General features: G+C 70.1%; 18 protein-coding genes and 1 pseudogene. 11 read left to right on the forward strand and 8 right to left on the reverse strand.

The window, feature by feature from the left end:
* The 3 genes and pseudogenes from ACWDTP_RS30385 to ACWDTP_RS30395 form a co-directional block, all read right to left on the reverse strand.
* Nucleotides 1–245 (reverse strand): annotated as a pseudogene (locus tag ACWDTP_RS30385) (galactonate dehydratase); the annotation flags it as partial.
* Entirely contained in the window at nt 242–862 is a 621-nt protein-coding gene (locus ACWDTP_RS30390; protein ID WP_450026812.1) for a 2-dehydro-3-deoxy-6-phosphogalactonate aldolase, read from the reverse strand. The gene ACWDTP_RS30390 and the pseudogene ACWDTP_RS30385, both read right to left, overlap by 4 nt.
* Nucleotides 859–1,851 carry a 2-dehydro-3-deoxygalactonokinase gene (locus ACWDTP_RS30395; RefSeq protein ID WP_450026814.1) on the reverse strand — a complete coding sequence of 331 codons (993 nt, stop codon included), beginning with the start codon at nt 1,849–1,851 and terminating at the stop codon, nt 859–861. The genes ACWDTP_RS30390 and ACWDTP_RS30395 overlap by 4 nt, the downstream gene beginning before the upstream one ends.
* A 70-nt stretch (nt 1,852–1,921) precedes the next feature.
* On the opposite strand from ACWDTP_RS30395, the gene ACWDTP_RS30400 reads away from it, so the two are divergent.
* Nucleotides 1,922–2,716, forward strand: coding sequence for an IclR family transcriptional regulator (locus tag ACWDTP_RS30400; protein ID WP_450026816.1), 795 nt, complete (start codon nt 1,922–1,924; stop codon nt 2,714–2,716).
* A 405-nt stretch (nt 2,717–3,121) separates the two neighbouring features.
* On the opposite strand, the gene ACWDTP_RS30405 is transcribed toward ACWDTP_RS30400, so the two are convergent.
* Nucleotides 3,122–3,979 (reverse strand): HAD-IB family hydrolase, encoded by an 858-nt coding sequence (locus ACWDTP_RS30405; RefSeq protein WP_450026818.1) that lies wholly within the window; start codon nt 3,977–3,979, stop codon nt 3,122–3,124.
* A gap of 430 nt (nt 3,980–4,409) precedes the next feature.
* Here ACWDTP_RS30405 and ssd point away from each other — a divergent pair, with 430 nt between their 5' ends.
* The 7 genes from ssd to ACWDTP_RS30440 are packed head-to-tail and all read left to right on the forward strand — an operon-like array spanning nt 4,410 to nt 8,891.
* A complete protein-coding gene (gene ssd / locus ACWDTP_RS30410; protein WP_450026820.1) occupies nt 4,410–5,483 on the forward strand; it encodes a septum site-determining protein Ssd in 1,074 nt (357 codons plus the stop codon).
* Nucleotides 5,480–6,640: a TadA family conjugal transfer-associated ATPase gene (locus ACWDTP_RS30415; protein WP_450026822.1), complete on the forward strand. Its 1,161-nt coding sequence runs from the start codon at nt 5,480–5,482 to the stop codon at nt 6,638–6,640. Before ssd ends, ACWDTP_RS30415 begins: the two co-directional genes overlap by 4 nt.
* On the forward strand, nt 6,637–7,419 hold the full coding sequence (locus ACWDTP_RS30420; RefSeq protein WP_450026824.1) for a type II secretion system F family protein: 783 nt from the start codon (nt 6,637–6,639) through the stop codon (nt 7,417–7,419). The genes ACWDTP_RS30415 and ACWDTP_RS30420 overlap by 4 nt, the downstream gene beginning before the upstream one ends.
* Nucleotides 7,416–7,991, forward strand: a complete 576-nt coding sequence (locus tag ACWDTP_RS30425) for a type II secretion system F family protein (protein ID WP_450026826.1) — start codon at nt 7,416–7,418, stop codon at nt 7,989–7,991. The genes ACWDTP_RS30420 and ACWDTP_RS30425 overlap by 4 nt, the downstream gene beginning before the upstream one ends.
* 18 nt (nt 7,992–8,009) lie before the next feature.
* Nucleotides 8,010–8,213, forward strand: a complete 204-nt coding sequence (locus ACWDTP_RS30430) for a DUF4244 domain-containing protein (protein ID WP_450026827.1) — start codon at nt 8,010–8,012, stop codon at nt 8,211–8,213.
* Nucleotides 8,214–8,251: 38 nt separating this feature from the next.
* On the forward strand, nt 8,252–8,536 hold the full coding sequence (locus ACWDTP_RS30435) for a TadE family type IV pilus minor pilin (protein ID WP_450026836.1): 285 nt from the start codon (nt 8,252–8,254) through the stop codon (nt 8,534–8,536).
* Nucleotides 8,442–8,891, forward strand: coding sequence for an Rv3654c family TadE-like protein (locus tag ACWDTP_RS30440; RefSeq protein WP_450026838.1), 450 nt, complete (start codon nt 8,442–8,444; stop codon nt 8,889–8,891). Before ACWDTP_RS30435 ends, ACWDTP_RS30440 begins: the two co-directional genes overlap by 95 nt.
* Nucleotides 8,892–8,895: 4 nt before the next feature.
* Here the strand turns inward: ACWDTP_RS30440 and ACWDTP_RS30445 are convergent, their stop codons facing one another.
* From ACWDTP_RS30445 to ACWDTP_RS30460, 4 genes are all read right to left on the reverse strand, one after another.
* Entirely contained in the window at nt 8,896–9,288 is a 393-nt protein-coding gene (locus tag ACWDTP_RS30445; protein WP_450026839.1) for a MarR family winged helix-turn-helix transcriptional regulator, read from the reverse strand.
* 109 nt (nt 9,289–9,397) lie between these two features.
* Nucleotides 9,398–10,771: an L-serine ammonia-lyase gene (locus ACWDTP_RS30450; protein WP_450026828.1), complete on the reverse strand. Its 1,374-nt coding sequence runs from the start codon at nt 10,769–10,771 to the stop codon at nt 9,398–9,400.
* 72 nt (nt 10,772–10,843) lie between these two features.
* Nucleotides 10,844–11,890 carry a PAS domain-containing protein gene (locus tag ACWDTP_RS30455; protein ID WP_450026830.1) on the reverse strand — a complete coding sequence of 349 codons (1,047 nt, stop codon included), beginning with the start codon at nt 11,888–11,890 and terminating at the stop codon, nt 10,844–10,846.
* 272 nt (nt 11,891–12,162) lie between these two features.
* Nucleotides 12,163–14,523 carry a DEAD/DEAH box helicase gene (locus tag ACWDTP_RS30460; protein WP_450026841.1) on the reverse strand — a complete coding sequence of 787 codons (2,361 nt, stop codon included), beginning with the start codon at nt 14,521–14,523 and terminating at the stop codon, nt 12,163–12,165.
* Nucleotides 14,524–14,836: 313 nt separating this feature from the next.
* Between ACWDTP_RS30460 and ACWDTP_RS30465 the strand changes: the two genes are divergently transcribed.
* The 3 genes from ACWDTP_RS30465 to ACWDTP_RS30475 form a co-directional block, all read left to right on the forward strand.
* Complete coding sequence (locus ACWDTP_RS30465; protein WP_006243848.1) at nt 14,837–15,040, forward strand: cold-shock protein; 204 nt, start codon at nt 14,837–14,839, stop codon at nt 15,038–15,040.
* Nucleotides 15,041–15,136: 96 nt separating this feature from the next.
* Nucleotides 15,137–15,727 (forward strand): hypothetical protein, encoded by a 591-nt coding sequence (locus ACWDTP_RS30470; RefSeq protein WP_450026832.1) that lies wholly within the window; start codon nt 15,137–15,139, stop codon nt 15,725–15,727.
* 103 nt (nt 15,728–15,830) lie between these two features.
* Nucleotides 15,831–16,386 (forward strand): toprim domain-containing protein (locus tag ACWDTP_RS30475; protein ID WP_450026834.1); only part of this gene is annotated, 556 nt, incomplete at its 3' end.

A 16,386-nucleotide genomic window follows, 5' to 3' on the forward strand; every position in this document is an offset into this window, starting at 1 on the left:
GCGCTCATGTGGATGCCGCCGCCGCGGTAGAAGCCACCCCGGTACATCACCGTCCACAGGTCCTCGATCTGTGCCGGGTCCTGGCCGATCAGGTAGTCGGACAGTTCCTCGACCGCGGCCGCGACGGTGGCGGCGCGTCCCTCGAGGACGGGCTCACCCCAGCCGACGACACCGTCGTCGGTTTCGACCCGCACGAACAGCCACCGCGGCGGCACGGTGTAGGTCTTGAGTGACTTGATCTTCATCGGTGGTTCCTCTCGGCCTCGGACCAGATGTTCTGCAGGGCGCGAGCGCGGCGGCCGACCTCGGCGGCGTCGTCGCCCGGGCGGTACAGGTTTGAGCCCAGCCCGGCGCCGCCGGCGCCCGCGGCCGCCCATCCGGCCAGGTTGTGTTCGTCGACACCACCGACCGGGAGCATTTCGACGTCGGCCGGGAGGACCGCGCGCCAGGCCGACATCCCGGAGACGCCGACCGCGTCCGCGGGGAACAGCTTGAGGTTCACGGCGCCTGCCGCGACCGCGCGGAACGCTTCGGTGGGGGTGGCCACCCCGGGATACGGGCGTAGACCGCGCGCCACCGCGGCGGCGATGACGTCGGGATCGGTATTGGGCGCCACGATGATTCGGGCGCCGGCGGATTGGGCCCTCGCGACGTCGTCGACGGTGAGCACCGTGCCCGCACCCACCGCACACGAGTCGGGGGCCGCCGCGGCGAGACGCTCGATCGAGTCGAAGGGCTGCGGCGAGTTGAGCGGCACCTCGATGGCGGTGAGCCCGGCGTCGACGAGGGCGGCACCGACGGCCAGGATCTCATCGGGGCGGATGCCGCGCAGGATGGCCACCAGTCCGGTGCCGGTGTTCATGAAACCTCCATGGTGTGTCGGGCGGGGTCGATCAGCCCGCTGTCGACGGCCACGGTCCACAGGCCGAGCGCAGCGGCGTCCCCGGTGATCGATGCCGCGGGCGCCACCTGGTGCACCTCGAGCGCGGCCGCGTAACGACGGCACAGATCGGCGTTGCCGCACAACACGATCCGTTGATCGTTGTGATGTTCGGGCAGCAGGTGGCCGACCTCGTCGGCGATGAGCAGACCGGATACGTAGTCGGGCAGGGCGCCCGGGTCGAGCAGTCCGTCGAGCACCAGAGCGCGGGCCCCGAACAGCGCGGCGGCCAGCCCGCGTGAGGTGTCGGCGGCCAGTCCGCGGGCGAAGGCCTCGTCGTCGTCGTTACCGGCCGGCCCGGTGGCGGTGCGGGCCAGGATGCCGTGCCGGGTGAGCAGACCGTAGAGCTCGCCGGTCATGGCCGTGGTGAAGGAGAGCACCCGGCGGTCCCGGATGCTGACCCACTTGGTGTGCGTGCCGGGCAGCACGACCAGCAGCTCGCCGGCCGGATCGTCGAGCATGCCGAGGACGCCGACGAGTTGTGTCTCCTCGCCGCGCATCACATCGCCGGCACCGCCGTCACGTTCGAGGCGCAGGCCGGGAACCAGGTACAGCGTCCCCCGATCGTGGGGGACCGCGGTCAGGGCGTCGGGCCCGACGGCCAGCCCGGTCGGCACGGTCAGGTACCCGGCCTCACGCCAGCCCTGCGCGCTTCCCACCATCCCGCAGGCGATTGCCGGCAGGTCAGGACAGGCCCGCAGCCAGTCGCCACAGATCTCGGCGAAGGCCGCCGCATAGTCGCGCGCCCGGGTCCCGGCATCCCCGCCCGCGGTGACGCTGAGCAGTCCGCTGTCGCGCTGACGGGCGTCGACGATCCTGGCGTCGGCGCCGAGCAGCCACGCCCGCAGGGCCGATGTGCCCCAGTCCAGGGCGATGAGCCGGGCCCCGTCGGTGGGTGGCGTGTCGTGCATCACAAGGAGCACAATGCGCAAGCTGTCCCAAAATATCCAACACAGTCCCTATATATGGGACGCTGGACAGATGGTCACCTCCACCGAGATCCCACCCGGCACGCAGACCCTGGCCCGCGGGCTGGCGGTGCTGCGGGCGGTCGGCGAGGGTGCGCGCGACCTGCGCACGCTGGTGGACCGCACCGGGCTGGGCCGCAGTACGACGCATCGGATGGTGCAGCTGCTGGTCCGGGAGGAGTTCCTGCGCCACGTCGACGGCGGCTACACGCTGGGTCCGGCGCTGATCGAACTCGGATTCAAGGCCCTGCACGGCAATCCGTTGCCGGTCGTCGCGCGCCCGGTGCTCGAGGAGCTGTCCGCACAGGTGCACGACACCGTCCATCTCGGCGTGATCGACGGGGATTCGGTGCTCTACCTGGACAAGCTGCCGGGGTCGCGCGGTGCCGAGATGCGCTCGCGGGTCGGGCACCGGATGCCGCTGACCCGGACCGGTGTGGGCATGGCCCTGCTGCTGGACTCCGCGGACCGGTGGGAGGCGATGTATGCCGCCGATGCCGATCGGGTGACGGTCCCCTCGGCGGCCAACCGCGACGAGGTGGCGTTCTGCGGCCGGATGCAGACCTACGCGAAGATGGGCGCCGCGATGGACCTCGAAGACAACGAGCCCGGCATTCGATGCGTCGCCGCGCCGGTGCGTGATGCGTCCAAGGCCATCGTCGGTGCGATCAGTGTCTCGGCGACGCGCCCGTATATGCCGGCCGCGCGGATGCGCGGGCTGGTTCCGGTCGTGCGGCGGGCGGCCACCCGTATTTCGTCGGGCATGGGGTACCGGGACGGGGCGGGCGATCGGACTCCAGCAACGTAAAAGCGGGCGACGCTCCGAACTGTGTTCGGCTCGTCGCCCGCTAGCACGGATTCCGGTTACCAAGCGTGCATGTTGGGTCGCGTGGGTGGCCTCGGCGTCTTTGCGATGCGCTCTGGCTGCAGCCCCACCCAAGGGACCGTCGTAGCCTTCCGCTTTCCGCAATCACGCAGGCCCGCAAACACTTTTACCTATTCCGCGGCATGTGCTCCGCGTGGGTGCCGGGACCCGTGCTAGGAGCTTGGTTCAGGAGACTTAGCCTTCTCTTCCGGCTAAACCTTGGCCTTGCCAAGCTTCCGTGGTTCCTTTGTACTACGTGACTACGGTCACAGCAAGGCCCAAATCGGCCGGGATTTCAGATCGTTACGCCGGGGCGGCAGCTACTACACCCGGTAGCTGTCGGATCGCTCAGAAGGTGAGGCGCCGGAGCAGCGAGTAGGTCAGCGCGCCGGCCGCCAGTGCGCTGATCCCGACGGCCGCGGTGGTGGCCACGGCGGCCCCGGACGGCGCGGGAAGCCGATCGCGCAGCGAGACCGGTTTGGTGAAAGTCAGTACCGGCCAACCGCGTCCGCCGGCCTCCTTGCGCAGACCGCGGTCCGGGTTTACCGCGGTGGGGTGGCCCACCGACTCCAGCATCGGAATGTCGGTGACCGAATCCGAGTACGCGTAACTGTGATCGAGCGCATAGCCTTCGCGCGCGGCCAGTGCCCGGATCGCTTCGACCTTGCCCTCGCCGTAGCAGTAAAACGCGATCTCGCCGGTATAGCGGCCGTCCTCCACCACCATCCGGGTGGCCATCGCGTGGGTGGCGCCCAGCGCCCTGGCGATCGGCGCGACGATCTCCTCGCCCGAGGCCGAGACCACGACGATGTCGCGGCCGCACAGTTTGTGATCGGCGATCAGTTCGGCGGCCTCGGCGAACACCAGGGGATCGACGATGTCGTGCAGCGTCTCGCCCACAATCGATTTGACCTGCTCCACATCCCAGCCGGTGCACATGTTGGTGATGTAGTTGCGCATCCGGTCCATCTGGTCATGGTCGGCGCCCGACATCAGGAACAGGAACTGCGCGTAGGTCGATTTCAGCACGGCCCGGCGGTTCAGCAGACCCTGATTGAAGAAAGGTTTGCTGAATGCGAGGGTGCTCGACTTGGCGATCACGGTTTTGTCGAGATCGAAGAACGCCGCGGTGCGCACCGGCCGCCCGTCGGACGGCCCGGGTCGCGTTGCGATCGACTCCCCGGCAGCCGGATCGGATGCGGTCACAAGCGCCAGCATAGAGGCAGCCGTGCGCAGGTATCCGACTCGGAGACCAAAATGGCAGTTCACGACACATTCTCAGAATTTGGGCGAACAAGATCGTTCTAGGTAACTCGCGTGCCTGGCCCTTGCGTGTTTTGGCAGTTCCGTGTGTATAGTGAGCATTACTCGGCTTATGCCGAGGGTGTATCAGCCCGACCCCCCGGGGCTGATACACGACGACCTCCGCCTCCTCCCCCCCTGGCGGGGGTCGTCTTTCTATCTGGGGTCGGTCCTCTCGGCGAAAGCCGTTCAACGTTGCCCTTTCTGTACCGCAACGGCGTTTTCGTACCGGATATCTCGCCGCGTCACGCCCCGGTTGTCCACAGTCCGAGATTCATCCCCAATTCGCGATCGGGCGATGGCGCGGGCCCGCTGCGGGCCGCAGGGTGGGGACATGGCCCCATCGAACGGTCCGGCGACCACGGCACTCGCGCTGATCGGCGACCCCCTGTTGGGCGAGGACGTGGCCCGGGTGGCCGCGGCCGCCGGTATCGGGCTCGTACGCGCCGCCGAACCGTCGGGCCGCAAGGTGTGGACGGCTGCGGCGGCGGTGCTGCTGGACGCCGAGGCCGCGCACCGGTGCGCCGAGCGGGGATTGCCGCGTCGCGACGGGGTGGTGCTGATCGCCCGCAGCACGCCGCTGCCCGAGGATTGGCGGGCGGCGATATCGATCGGCGCGCAACGTGTCGTGACGTTGCCGGCGCAGGACGCCGAGTTGGTGGCCGCGCTGTCCGACGTCGCCGTCCGCGATGACGACGGACGCGGACCCGCGGTGGCCGTGCTCGGCGCCAGGGGCGGTGCGGGCGCCTCGATCTTCGCCGCCGCGCTGGCGCAGTCCGCGTCGACGGCGCTGCTCGTCGACACCGACCCGTTCAGCGGGGGCATCGATCTGGTGCTTGGCAGCGAGGACGAGCCGGGTGTGCGGTGGCCGGACCTGGCGCTGCAGGGCGGGCGGCTGGGCTATCCGGCACTGCGGGATGCGTTGCCGCGCCGCAATGCGGTCAGCGTCCTGTCCAGCGGGCGCACCGGTGTGGACATCGAACCGACGGCGCTGAGCGCGGTAATCGACGCGGGCTGCCGGGGCGGGGTCACCGTGGTGTGCGATGTGCCCCGGCAGCGCACCGCGGCCACCGAAACCGCCTTGGACGCGGCTGATCTCGTCGTTGTGGTCACCCCGGCCGATGTGCGGTCGTGCGCGGCGGCGGCGGCCGCGAGGGCCTGGGTTCTGGCCCGCAATCCGAATGCCGGGCTGGTGGTGCGCGGACCCGCCCCTGGCGGGCTGCGGGCCGCCGAGGTGGCCCGCATCGTCGACCTGCCGCTGCTGGCGGCCATGCGTCCGCAGCCCGGTGTCGTCGACGCCCTCGAGCGCGGCGGGCTGCGGCTGCGGTCCCGGTCCCCGCTGGCCGCCGCCGCGCGCCAGGTTCTCGGCGTGCTGGCCCAACTGCCGGTGCGGGCAACCGCATCATGAGCGCCTCGCTGATCGACCGGGTCCGCGAGCGGTTGGCGGCCGAGGCCTCGCCGCTGAGCCCCGGTGTGGTGGCCGCCGCGATTCGGGCCGAATCCGGTGGGCTGCTCGGCGACACGGAAGTCCTCAGCAACCTGCGGGTGCTGCAGACCGAGTTGACCGGCGCGGGCCTCCTGCAGCCGCTGCTGTGCGCCGACGGCACCACCGACGTCCTGGTGACGGCGCCCGACGCGGTGTGGGTGGACGACGGGAACGGGTTGCGCCGCAGCGCCGTCCGATTCCGCGACGAGGCCGCGGTGCGCAGGCTGGCGCAGCGGTTGGCGCTGATGGCCGGGCGCCGCCTCGACGAGGCGCAGCCATGGGTGGACGGTCAGCTGCGCGGTATCGGCCCCGACACGGTGCGGCTGCACGCGGTGCTGCCGCCGGTCGCCGCCGACGGCACCTGCCTGTCCCTGCGGGTGTTGCGGCCCGCGACGCAGAACCTCGACGCCCTGACCGCCTCGGGTGCGATCGCGCCTCAGGCCGCAGGCCTGCTGCACGGGATCATCGACGCCCGGCTGGCCTTTCTGATCTCCGGCGGCACCGGGCTCGGCAAGACCACGCTGCTGGCCGCGGCCCTGACCGCGGTGCCCGCCCACGAGCGCATCGTCTGCGTCGAGGACGCCGCCGAACTCGCGCCGCCGCACCCGCATGTGGTGAAACTCGTCGCCCGCGGCGCCAACGTCGAAGGGGTCGGCGAGGTCACCGTGCGCGATCTGGTCCGGCAGGCGTTGCGCATGCGTCCGGACCGGATCGTGGTGGGGGAGGTGCGGGGCGCCGAGGTGGTGGATCTGCTCGCCGCTCTCAACACCGGGCACGACGGCGGGGCGGGCACGCTGCACGCCAACAGCCCCGCCGAGGTGCCGGCCAGGCTCGAAGCGCTCGGCGCCCTCGGCGGTCTGGACCGGTCGGCGCTCTACAGCCAACTCGCCGCGGCGATCCAGGTGCTGCTGCACGTCGGCCGGGACGGCGCCGGACGACGCAGGCTTGCCGAGGTCGCGGTCCTGCGCCGCGCCGGCCGGGGTGACGTCGAGGTGTTGAGCGCCTGGCATGCCGATACCGGATTCGGTTGTGGTGCAGATATTCTCAACGGCCTCATCGGCGATCGGATGACCAGGTGACCACCGCGGCATTGGCACTGGCGGCAGCGGTGCTGGTCTGGCCCGCCACTCCGCGGCGGTCGGTCGCGTTGCGCCAGCTCCGTCGCGACGGCAGGCGGTTGCGCGCCTGGCCGATGCTCGGGCTGCTCGGCTCGGTCGCGGTGCTGACGCTGCCGGTGCCGGCCGTGCTCGCGCTGGCGACGCTTGCGGGAACGGTGGCCTTGCGGCGCCGACGCCGCGCCGAGGAGCGCAGCCGGCGGGCCGAATCGGCGGCCCTGCAGGCGGCATTGGAGGTCCTGGTCGGCGAGTTGCGGATCGGCGCGCACCCGGTGGGTGCCTTCGACACGGCCGCGGGCGAGGTGTCGGGCCCGGTGGGTGCCGGCCTGCGCGCGGTCTCGGCCCGCGCCCGACTCGGTGCCGACGTCGCCGCGGGCCTCGACGACGTCGCCGGGCAGTCGCGCCTGCCGCTGCATTGGGAACGTCTCGCGGTGTGTTGGCGGCTGGCGCACTCACACGGCCTGTCGATCGCCGCGCTGATGCATACCGCCCAGCAGGACATCGTTGAGCGCGAGCGATTCTCGGCCAGGGTCGCGAGTGCGATGGCCGGGCCGAGGACCACCGCCGCGGTACTGGCCGGGCTGCCGGTGGCGGGCATCGGCCTCGGCGAGCTGATCGGTGCTCAACCGCTGGCGTTTCTGCTGGCACCCGGGATCGGGGGCTGGCTGCTGGTCATCGGGGTGCTCCTGGCCTGCGGGGGGTTGCTCTGGTCGGATGAGATCACCGCCGGGGCGCTCAAATGAGCTGGGCAGCAGTACTTCTCGCGGCAGCGTTGCTGATCGGTGCCGATCCCGCTCGGATCCGGCACCGGGCCGCACCCGTTGTCCGCACGGCGGTGGCCGGTCGCCGCCGGGCCGCGGACGATCCGCTCGCCGCAGCGTCCACGTTCGACCTGTTCGCCGCGTGCCTGTCGGCGGGGATGGCGGTGTCGGGTGCGGCCGCGGCGGTCGCACCGTCGGCACCGCGGTCCCTGGCGACGCTGCTGAGCCGCGCGGCCGATCTGCTGGCCCTCGGCTCCGACCCCGCCGTGGCCTGGTCGCCGCAGGGCCTGCCGCACGATAAGCACGTCGACGCGCTGTTGCGGCTGGCCCGCCGCTCGGCCGCATCGGGTACCGCACTGGCCGACGGGGTCGCCGAACTGGCCGGTCAATCCCGCCATGATTCGGTGGCCGCCGCGGATTCGGCGGCCGAACGGGCCGCGGTACTGGTCGCAGGCCCGCTCGGGCTGTGCTACCTGCCCGCGTTCGTGTGTCTGGGGATCGTGCCCGTGGTGGTGGGGTTGGCCGGCGATGTGCTGGGTTCGGGTTTGTTGTGATCAAAGGGAGGAAACACCATGGCAGGAAACATGATTCAGCAGGTCAAGACGCGTATGACGTTGCTCGTGCTCGACGATTCCGGGATGTCGACGGTCGAATACGCCATCGGGACGATCGCCGCCGCGGCGTTCGGGGCCATCCTCTACACGGTGGTGACCGGGGATTCGATCGTCAGCGCGCTGACCAACATCATCAGCCGCGCACTCAACACCAATGTCTAGATGACCGGGGCGGTGTCACGGTCGAGGCCGCGTTCGCCATCGCGGCCCTGGTCTCGGTCCTGGTGTTGTGTGTGGGCGGGCTCGGTGCGGTGGCGATGCAGGTCCGCTGCATCGACGCGGCCCGCGAGGCGGCCAGGCTGGCGGCCAGGGGTGACAGCGCCTCGGCCGTCGACATCGCCCGGCGCATCGCACCCGGCGGGGCGCAGGTGCACCTCAGCCGGGACGGGCCTGCGGTGCTGGCGCGGGTCAGCGTCCGTTCGGCACTGCCGGGGATCACCGTATCGGCCGAGGCGGCCGCCGCGGCCGAACCCGGCGTGCGATGACCAGGGTTCGGCCAGCCTGGTGGCCGCGGCCATGATCGCCATCCTGGTGGCGTTCACGGTGGGTGGCGTCTACATCGGCGCCGCGGTGAACGCGCGCCATCGGGCCCAGGCGGCCGCGGACCTGGCCGCCCTGGCGGGGGCCGGTGCACTGGCATCGGGTCCCGAGGTGGCGTGTGCGCGGGCCGGGCAGATCGCCTCGGCGATGCACACCGCGGTCACCGGATGCCGGGTGGACGGCCTCGATGTGGTGCTCGACGTGGCCGTGACGGTCAGCCTGGGCCGCTGGGGAATCGGTGTGGCCCACGCGGTCGCCCGGGCCGGGCCGGTCGAGGACGCGGTACCGCGCAGCGCATGACGCGTCACCGGTCGCGGCGGCCCAGCCGTTCGAGTGCCCGAAGGAACACGGCGCGCTCTTCGGTCGTCAGCTCGGCCAGCAGATCCTCCTCGCCGCGCTGGATATCGGTCTGCACCAGGTTTTTCAGGTCGCGTCCCGCCGGGGTGATCTCGAGCAGCCGGACCCGGCGGTCGTCAGGGGCGGGTCGGCGTTCGATGTAGCCGCGCCGCTGCAGCTCGTCGAGGGTGGGAATGATCCTGGTCTTGTCCGCGCCGATGGCTTCGGCGAGGGCGGCCTGGGTGCGCACCGGCGACCGGTCCAGGGCGTTGAGCACGACGTAACCCCACATGCTCACATCGTGGGCGGCGAGGATCGGCAGCTCGGCGGCTATCAGGCCGCTGAGCAGCGGATGCAGCATCGCCGCCAGGTCGTCGCGCCGGGGCTTGGGTGACACCGCCTCATCTTAAGCGCCCCAATATCATATACAGCTCCTGATGATCGTCTTCTGTAGATCGTCAGGGGTCCGGTCAGCATTCGATGACGTTGAGGGCCAGGCCGCCGCGTGCGGTCTCCTTGTATTTGTCCTTCATATCGGCGCCGGTCTCGCGCATCGTCTTGATGGCCTTGTCCAGCGTCACGTGATGGTGGCCGTCGCCGCGCAGCGCCATCCGTGCGGCGGTGATGGCTTTCACCGAGGCCACGGCATTGCGTTCGATGCAGGGGATCTGCACCAGCCCGCCGACCGGGTCGCAGGTCAGCCCCAGGTTGTGCTCGAGGCCGATCTCGGCGGCGTTCTCGACCTGCTCCGGTATGCCGCCGAGCACTTCGGCCAGTCCCGCCGCCGCCATCGCGCAGGCCGAGCCGACCTCGCCCTGGCAGCCCACCTCGGCACCGGAGATCGAGGCGTTGAGCTTGATCAGGACGCCGATCGCGGCCGCGGTGAGCAGAAACCGCACCACCCCGTCGTCGGAGAACGACGGGCAGAACCGTTCGTAGTAATGCAGTACCGCCGGGACGATCCCGGCCGCGCCGTTGGTCGGGGCGGTGACCACCCGGCCGCCGCCGGCGTTCTGCTCGTTGACCGCCAGGGCGTACAGCATCACCCAGTCCATCGCCTGCAGCGGGTCGGCGGACCGGTCGGTGGACTCGAGCTGGCGGCGCAGTTGGGTGGCCCGCCTGCGGACCTTGAGCCCGCCGGGCAGCACACCCTCGTGGTGGCAGCCGGCGTCCACGCACTCACGCATCACCGACCAGATGTGCAGCAGCCCAGACCGCACCTGATCCTCTCTGCGCCAAGACAATTCATTGGCCATCATGATCGAGCTGATCGACAGCCCGGTTTCGTGGGCGTGGGCCAGCAGCTCGGCTCCGGTGGCGAACGGGTAGCGCACCGGGGTGTCGTCGACCACGATCCGGCTCTGGCCCAGCTCATCCTTGCCCAGCACGAATCCGCCGCCGACCGAATAGTATTCGGTCTCGCGCAGCACCGATCCGTCCGCGGCCCGCGCGGTGAAGCGCATACCGTTGGAGTGCAATGGAAGTCGCTTGCGCCGGTGCAGCACGACGTCGTCGTCGGAATCGAAACGGATGGGGTGGCGGCCCAGCAGGGCGATCTCGCCGGCCTCCCGAACCCGGGCCACCTCCGGATCGGCCGCCGCCGGGTCCACCTCGTCGGGGGCATGGCCGAGCAGGCCAAGTACGACGGCCTTGACGCTGCCGTGCCCGTGCCCGGTGGCGCCGAGCGAGCCGAACAACTCGACCCGCAGCGAGGTCACCGCGTCGAGTTCCCGGTCGTCGTCGAGGCCCGTGACGAAGGTGTGCGCGGCGCGCATCGGGCCGACGGTGTGCGAACTGGACGGCCCGATCCCGACTTTGAACAGGTCGAAAACGCTTACCGCCATCGCAGATCGCCAAGGTATCGGCCGCGCGCATCCATGAGCCAATCGTGCCGTGGACCCTGACCCGGCGCAATGTCAGCCGGAGCTACCACCGCGCTGATCGATGTCGTCGAGGTCGGCGGCGGCGACCTCGGTGTCGGAGGGGAGCCGGAAGGCCAGCAGGCCGGCATAGGTTCCTGGCTTCAGTTGGACGCGGTCGACCGTCATGTGCACCGGTTGCCAGCCGCCGCCGGCGGTCCGCATCCGCAGCACCGCGGTGGTGCACCCGGACGCGAATTCCGTTGTCATCCTGTCCAAATGGCGCAGGTCCGCCGGATGCAGACGGCGGGCGCCGGTTTCGCGGCCGCGCCAGTCGAAAAACGGTGCGGGCCGGTCGAGCCATTTCAGCAGCCGCCAGTCCTCCAGGTCGACGAGCGCCCGGTGCACCCCCGGCTGGGCCAGGCCGTCCAGGATTCGCTGAGCCAGGTTGTCCACCTCGACCGCGGGCCCCTCCCGGTCACTGCGCCAGTTCATCGCCCGGCAGATCAACCGGTCCCGGCCGTCCTCACCCGGCTCCAGCCTGACCCGGGCCACGAACCCGACGGTGATGGGTTGCCCGCGGAAGTCGGTGCCGTCCCAGGTGGTGCAGATGCTGGTCCCGGCCTGGGGTTTGATGGTGCCCGACAGCACCGAGGTCTCGTCGGGGTTGAGATCGCGGGTCGGCAGATCGTCGGCGAACGCCCGGCCCTCGGTGGCTTCGGTTTCCGGGTCCATACCGCTGTTACGTAAGGATTCCGTCGTGTCGGTCGCGATCCCGGTGGACAGATCCCAGATGAGCGGGCCCGGCTCCGGCCGCGGCGGCGGGTCCATATCGAGCGGGCCGATCCAGACGTGGACGCCGTGGATCTGTCCGTCGGTCATCCGGACCACCTCGGTGCGGATCACCCTGTCGGTCTTGGGAGTGATGCTGCTGATGCCTTGACCTGCACGTACCGTCTCGCCGATGGCGCTCTGGATGGCCATCAGATTCGGATTTCGGCGCAGGAAGGCGCTGATGGGTACGAGATTCTTGGTCCGTATGCCCTTTGCGACCACGGCGGGCTCGCTCCCCAGCGTCTCCACGAGCAGCCAGTCGTGGGTCATGCTCGGCATTTTACCGGCGGGCACTCACGCACCGTCACAGCCGAGGGACGACGAAATCCGTATCTTGCGGCTCACGCCCGGTATTTGACGCGTCCGACGACCTGGTCAGGAGGGTTGCAAACATGAGTGTGTTCAAGTAATTTGCCACTGCGCCCGGCCTCCGGGATTGGGAACGGATCGCGTTGTCCGACCGTTCGTCGCACCGTCTGCGTACTCGGCGTGCTCGAATGCCGGTGGATGATCCGCGTGGGCGACCGTCGAGGGGTCGGTCGTCAACGTGGTCGGGGGCCGAATCCGGGATTGCTGAGCGCGCCGAGTACCAGGCGGAGTACCCGCACCGCACCTCCCTTGTCGAGCGGATCGTTGCCGTTCCCGCACTTGGGGGACTGCACGCAGGAGGGGCAACCGTGCGGGCATTCGCACGCCTCGATCGCATCCGCCGTCGCGGTCCACCAGGTCGCCAGCTGACGGAACCCGCGCTCGGCGAATCCCGCGCCGCCCGGGTACCCGTCGTAGACGAAGATGGACGGCAGCCCGGCCAGATCGCCCGGCCCCTGGCCCGCCGCGGTCGACACCCCGCCGATGTCGCCGCGGTCGCAGCTGGCCACCAACGGGAGCAGTCCGATCGCGGCGTGTTCGGCGGCATGTAATGCGCCGGGCACCGCGAGCGGGCCGATACCGTTGTGCTGCAATTCTTCCGGGGTGATCGTGCACATCACCGCCATGGTGTCCAGGGTGGCCGGCGGCAGGTCGAGTTCGACGAAGTCGATCACCTCGCCGTCCATGCGGCGCCGCAGGTAGCCGACCACGCTGTTGGTCACCGACACCGGCACCAGGCCCACGCTGACCGGCCCGAAGCGCATCACCTCGCCGGGGCCCGTCACCGCGATATCGGTGAGTTCGCGCGCGAACGTGGTGTAGCCGGGATCGGCAGCGTGCACGAAGGCGATGCCGTCCCCGAAATCGAGGGAGTCGACCAGATAACTCTCACCCTGATGTAAATAGACCGCGCCGGGATGCACCGATGCGGCGGCCTGCCCGGCCCCGGTGCTGCCCAGCATCCGTCCGGTATCGGCCTCCAGGATGGCGATCTGCCCGCCCGTCGACCCGCGGATGTCCACCGCCGGGTGCGGATCGACACCGGGTGCGGGGAAGTATCCGCCGGGTCGTTTGCGCAGCAGGCCGTCGTCGACGAGTGCGTCGGCAACTGATTCCGCATTCCACATCCGCACCTCGGCCTCGGTCAGCGGGATCTCGGCCGCCGCGCACAACAACTGCGGGCCGAGCACGTGCGGGTTGGTCGGGTCGATCACCACCCGTTCGATCGGCTTGTCCAGCAGCGCCGCCGGATGGTGGACCAGGTAGGTGTCGAGCGGGTCGTCCCGCGCGATCAGCACGATCAGCGCACCCTGGCCGCGCCGGCCCGACCGCCCCGCCTGCTGCCAGAACGAGGTGACGGTGCCGGGGAACCCGGCCATCACGACCGCGTCCAGGCCGGCGATATCGATCCCGAGCTCGAGCGCGTTGGTGGTGGCCACCCCGCGCAGGCGCCCGTCGGACAGGGCATGCTCCAGTTCGCGGCGGTCCTCGGCGAGGTAGCCGGCCCGGTAGGAGGCCACCCGGGCGGCCAGGTCGGGATCGGTGCCCTCCAGCCGGGCCTTGGCGCCCAGCGCCGTGAGTTCGGCGCCGCGCCGCGACCGGACGAACGTCAGGGTGCGGGCGCCTTCGGCGACGAGGTCGGCCAGCACCCGGGCGGACTCGGCACCGGCCGACCGGCGCACCGGGGCGCCGTTCTCCCCGGTGAGTTCGGCCAGCAGCGCCGGCTCCCACAGGGCGATCGTGCGCGCCCCCTGCGGTGAGCCGTCCTCGGTCACCTCGGCGACGGTCTGGCCGATCAGCTCGGCGGCGGTCTCGGCGGGTGCGGCGGTGGTCGCGCTGGCGAACACCACGGCCGGGGCCGCGGTGTCGGCGCCCGGTGCCGCGTAGCGGTGGCACAGCCGCAGCAGGCGGCGCAGCACCATGGCCACGTTGGAGCCGAAAATACCGCGATAGTAATGACATTCGTCGACCACGATGAACCTCAGGTGGCGCAGGAACACCGCCCAGCGGGCATGGTTGCGCAGCAGCGACAGGTGGATCATATCGGGGTTGGAGAACAGCCACCGCGACCGTTCCCTGGCGAACCGCCGCACTTCGGCCGAGCTGTCCCCGTCGTACGGGGTCGGTGCCACGTCCCGAAGCGCCGCGACGCTTCCGGTGAGGGTCTGGGCGGTGCGCAACTGGTCGTGGCCCAGCGCCTTGGTGGGCGAGAGGTAGAGCACCCTGGCCCGGGGATCGGTGGCCAGGGCCGACAGGATCGGCAGCTGATAGGCCAGCGACTTGCCCGACGCGGTACCGGTCGACACCACGACGTGGCGGCCCTCGTGGGCCAGCTGGGCCGCGGAGAGCTGATGCGACCACGGCGCGTTCACCCCCTGTTCGCGCAACGCCGCCACCACCTCGGGATCGGCCCACTCCGGCCAGGACACGGGTTTGCCGGGGCGCGGAGGCAGGTCTGCTACATGGCGTAGTGGATGTTCTCCGGCCGGCGTTCCGTCGACGGCGCAAGCCAGCAGCTCACGGCCGAAATCCAGCCCCCGACCCGACACGTCCCGACCTCCTGCCAGCTACCCCGGTACCGCCCGTCCGGGCTTGTAAACGAATTGTTCACCACGCGAACCACGTCGAGACTGTCGCGGCAGCCTCGAACATGGTTGACTAACCACGGTCGCAGCTTCTGTGTTTGTACTCGCACTCGCAGGATCGTCGTTGCGATCGCGGTTCCTGCGAGGGTTGTAGGTCGGGTCAAGTTCCGACGACTCCACGAAGGTATGGCGGTCGGAACGGGCCCGGTACGCCGGAAGTCGGTGGACCGCACCCGGTAAGAAGAGAAGGAAAGAACGAGAAATGCCACAGGGAACTGTGAAGTGGTTCAACGCGGAGAAGGGCTTCGGCTTTATCGCTCCCGAGGATGGGTCGGCGGACGTGTTTGTCCACTACACGGAGATCCAGGGCAGCGGCTTCCGCACCCTGGAAGAGAACCAGAAGGTTGAGTTCGAGGTCGGCCAGAGCCCCAAGGGGCCGCAGGCCACGGGTGTTCGGGCCGTCTGAGCCAAACAAACCCACGTAGGCACCCCCGCGAAAGTCCCACCGGACACCGCGGGGGTGTTCTCGTAGTCGGGGCCTGGGCTGGCCTAGTGTCGATTCGTGAGCCAGCTGTCCTTCTTCTCGGCTGAGTCGGTACCGCCCGCGGTCGCCGACCTCACCGGGATGCTCGCGGGCCCCGGACAGATCGTTCTGGTGGGCAACGGGGACCGCCAGGCCCGGATCTCGGTCGTGGTCGACGAGCTCTGGCGGGCCAAGGGCCTGGCCGAGATGATCGCGCAGGCCGGCCTGACGCCCGAGATCGCCCGGACCGACGAGAACACCCCGCTGGTACGTACGGCGCTCGATCCGCAACTGGTGCCGATCGCGCGGGACTGGACCAGGGGCGCGGTCAAGACCGTGCCCGCGCACTGGTTGCCAGGATCGCGCGAGTTGCGCGCCTGGACGCTGGCCGCGGGGACGGCCGATACCGACGGCCGCTACCTGCTCGGGCTCGACCCGCACGCCCCCGACACCCACGCGGCGCTCGCCTCGGCCCTGATGCGGGTCGGCATCGCCCCGACCTTGATCGGCACCAGAGGCTCGCGTCCGGCACTGCGGATCGGCGGGCGGCGCCGGCTGTCTCGCCTGGTAGAGAACGTGGGGGAACCTCCGGGGGACGCGGTGGCGTTGGCGCAGTGGCCACGTATTTAATGGTGCGCAACCGGAGAGCCGGTTTGCGTACGCTCGCCCGGAGTGCGAAATTGTCAGTTGCGTTGCTCATGGCGGCAACGGCAGAAGTGGAGCGTAGGCACAGTTGGCAGGCGGTAACCGCGGCAGCGGGAACGGACATACCCGGCGACTCGTCATTGTCGAGTCGCCGACGAAGGCGCGAAAAATAGCCAGCTATCTGGGCGCCAACTATGTGGTCGAATCTTCGCGCGGCCACATCCGGGATCTTCCGCGCAACGCCGCCGACGTGCCCGCCAAGTACAAATCCGAGCCGTGGGCCCGGCTCGGGGTCAACGTCGACGACAACTTCGAGCCGCTCTACATCGTCAGCCCGGACAAGAAGGCCACCGTCACCGAGCTGAAGGGCTTATTGAAAGATGTAGACGAGCTCTACCTCGCGACGGACGGTGACCGCGAGGGTGAGGCCATCGCCTGGCACCTGCTGGAAACGCTCAAACCGCGCATCCCGGTCAAGCGGATGGTGTTCCACGAGATCACCGAGCCGGCGATCCGCGCCGCCGCCGAGAATCCGCGCGATCTGGACAACGACCTGGTCGACGCGCAGGAAACCCGCCGCATCCTGGACCGGCTGTACGGCTACGAGGTCAGCCCGGTGCTGTGGAAGAAGGTGGCGCCGAAGC

It is taken from the genome of Mycobacterium sp. NPDC003449 (genome assembly GCF_053588415.1).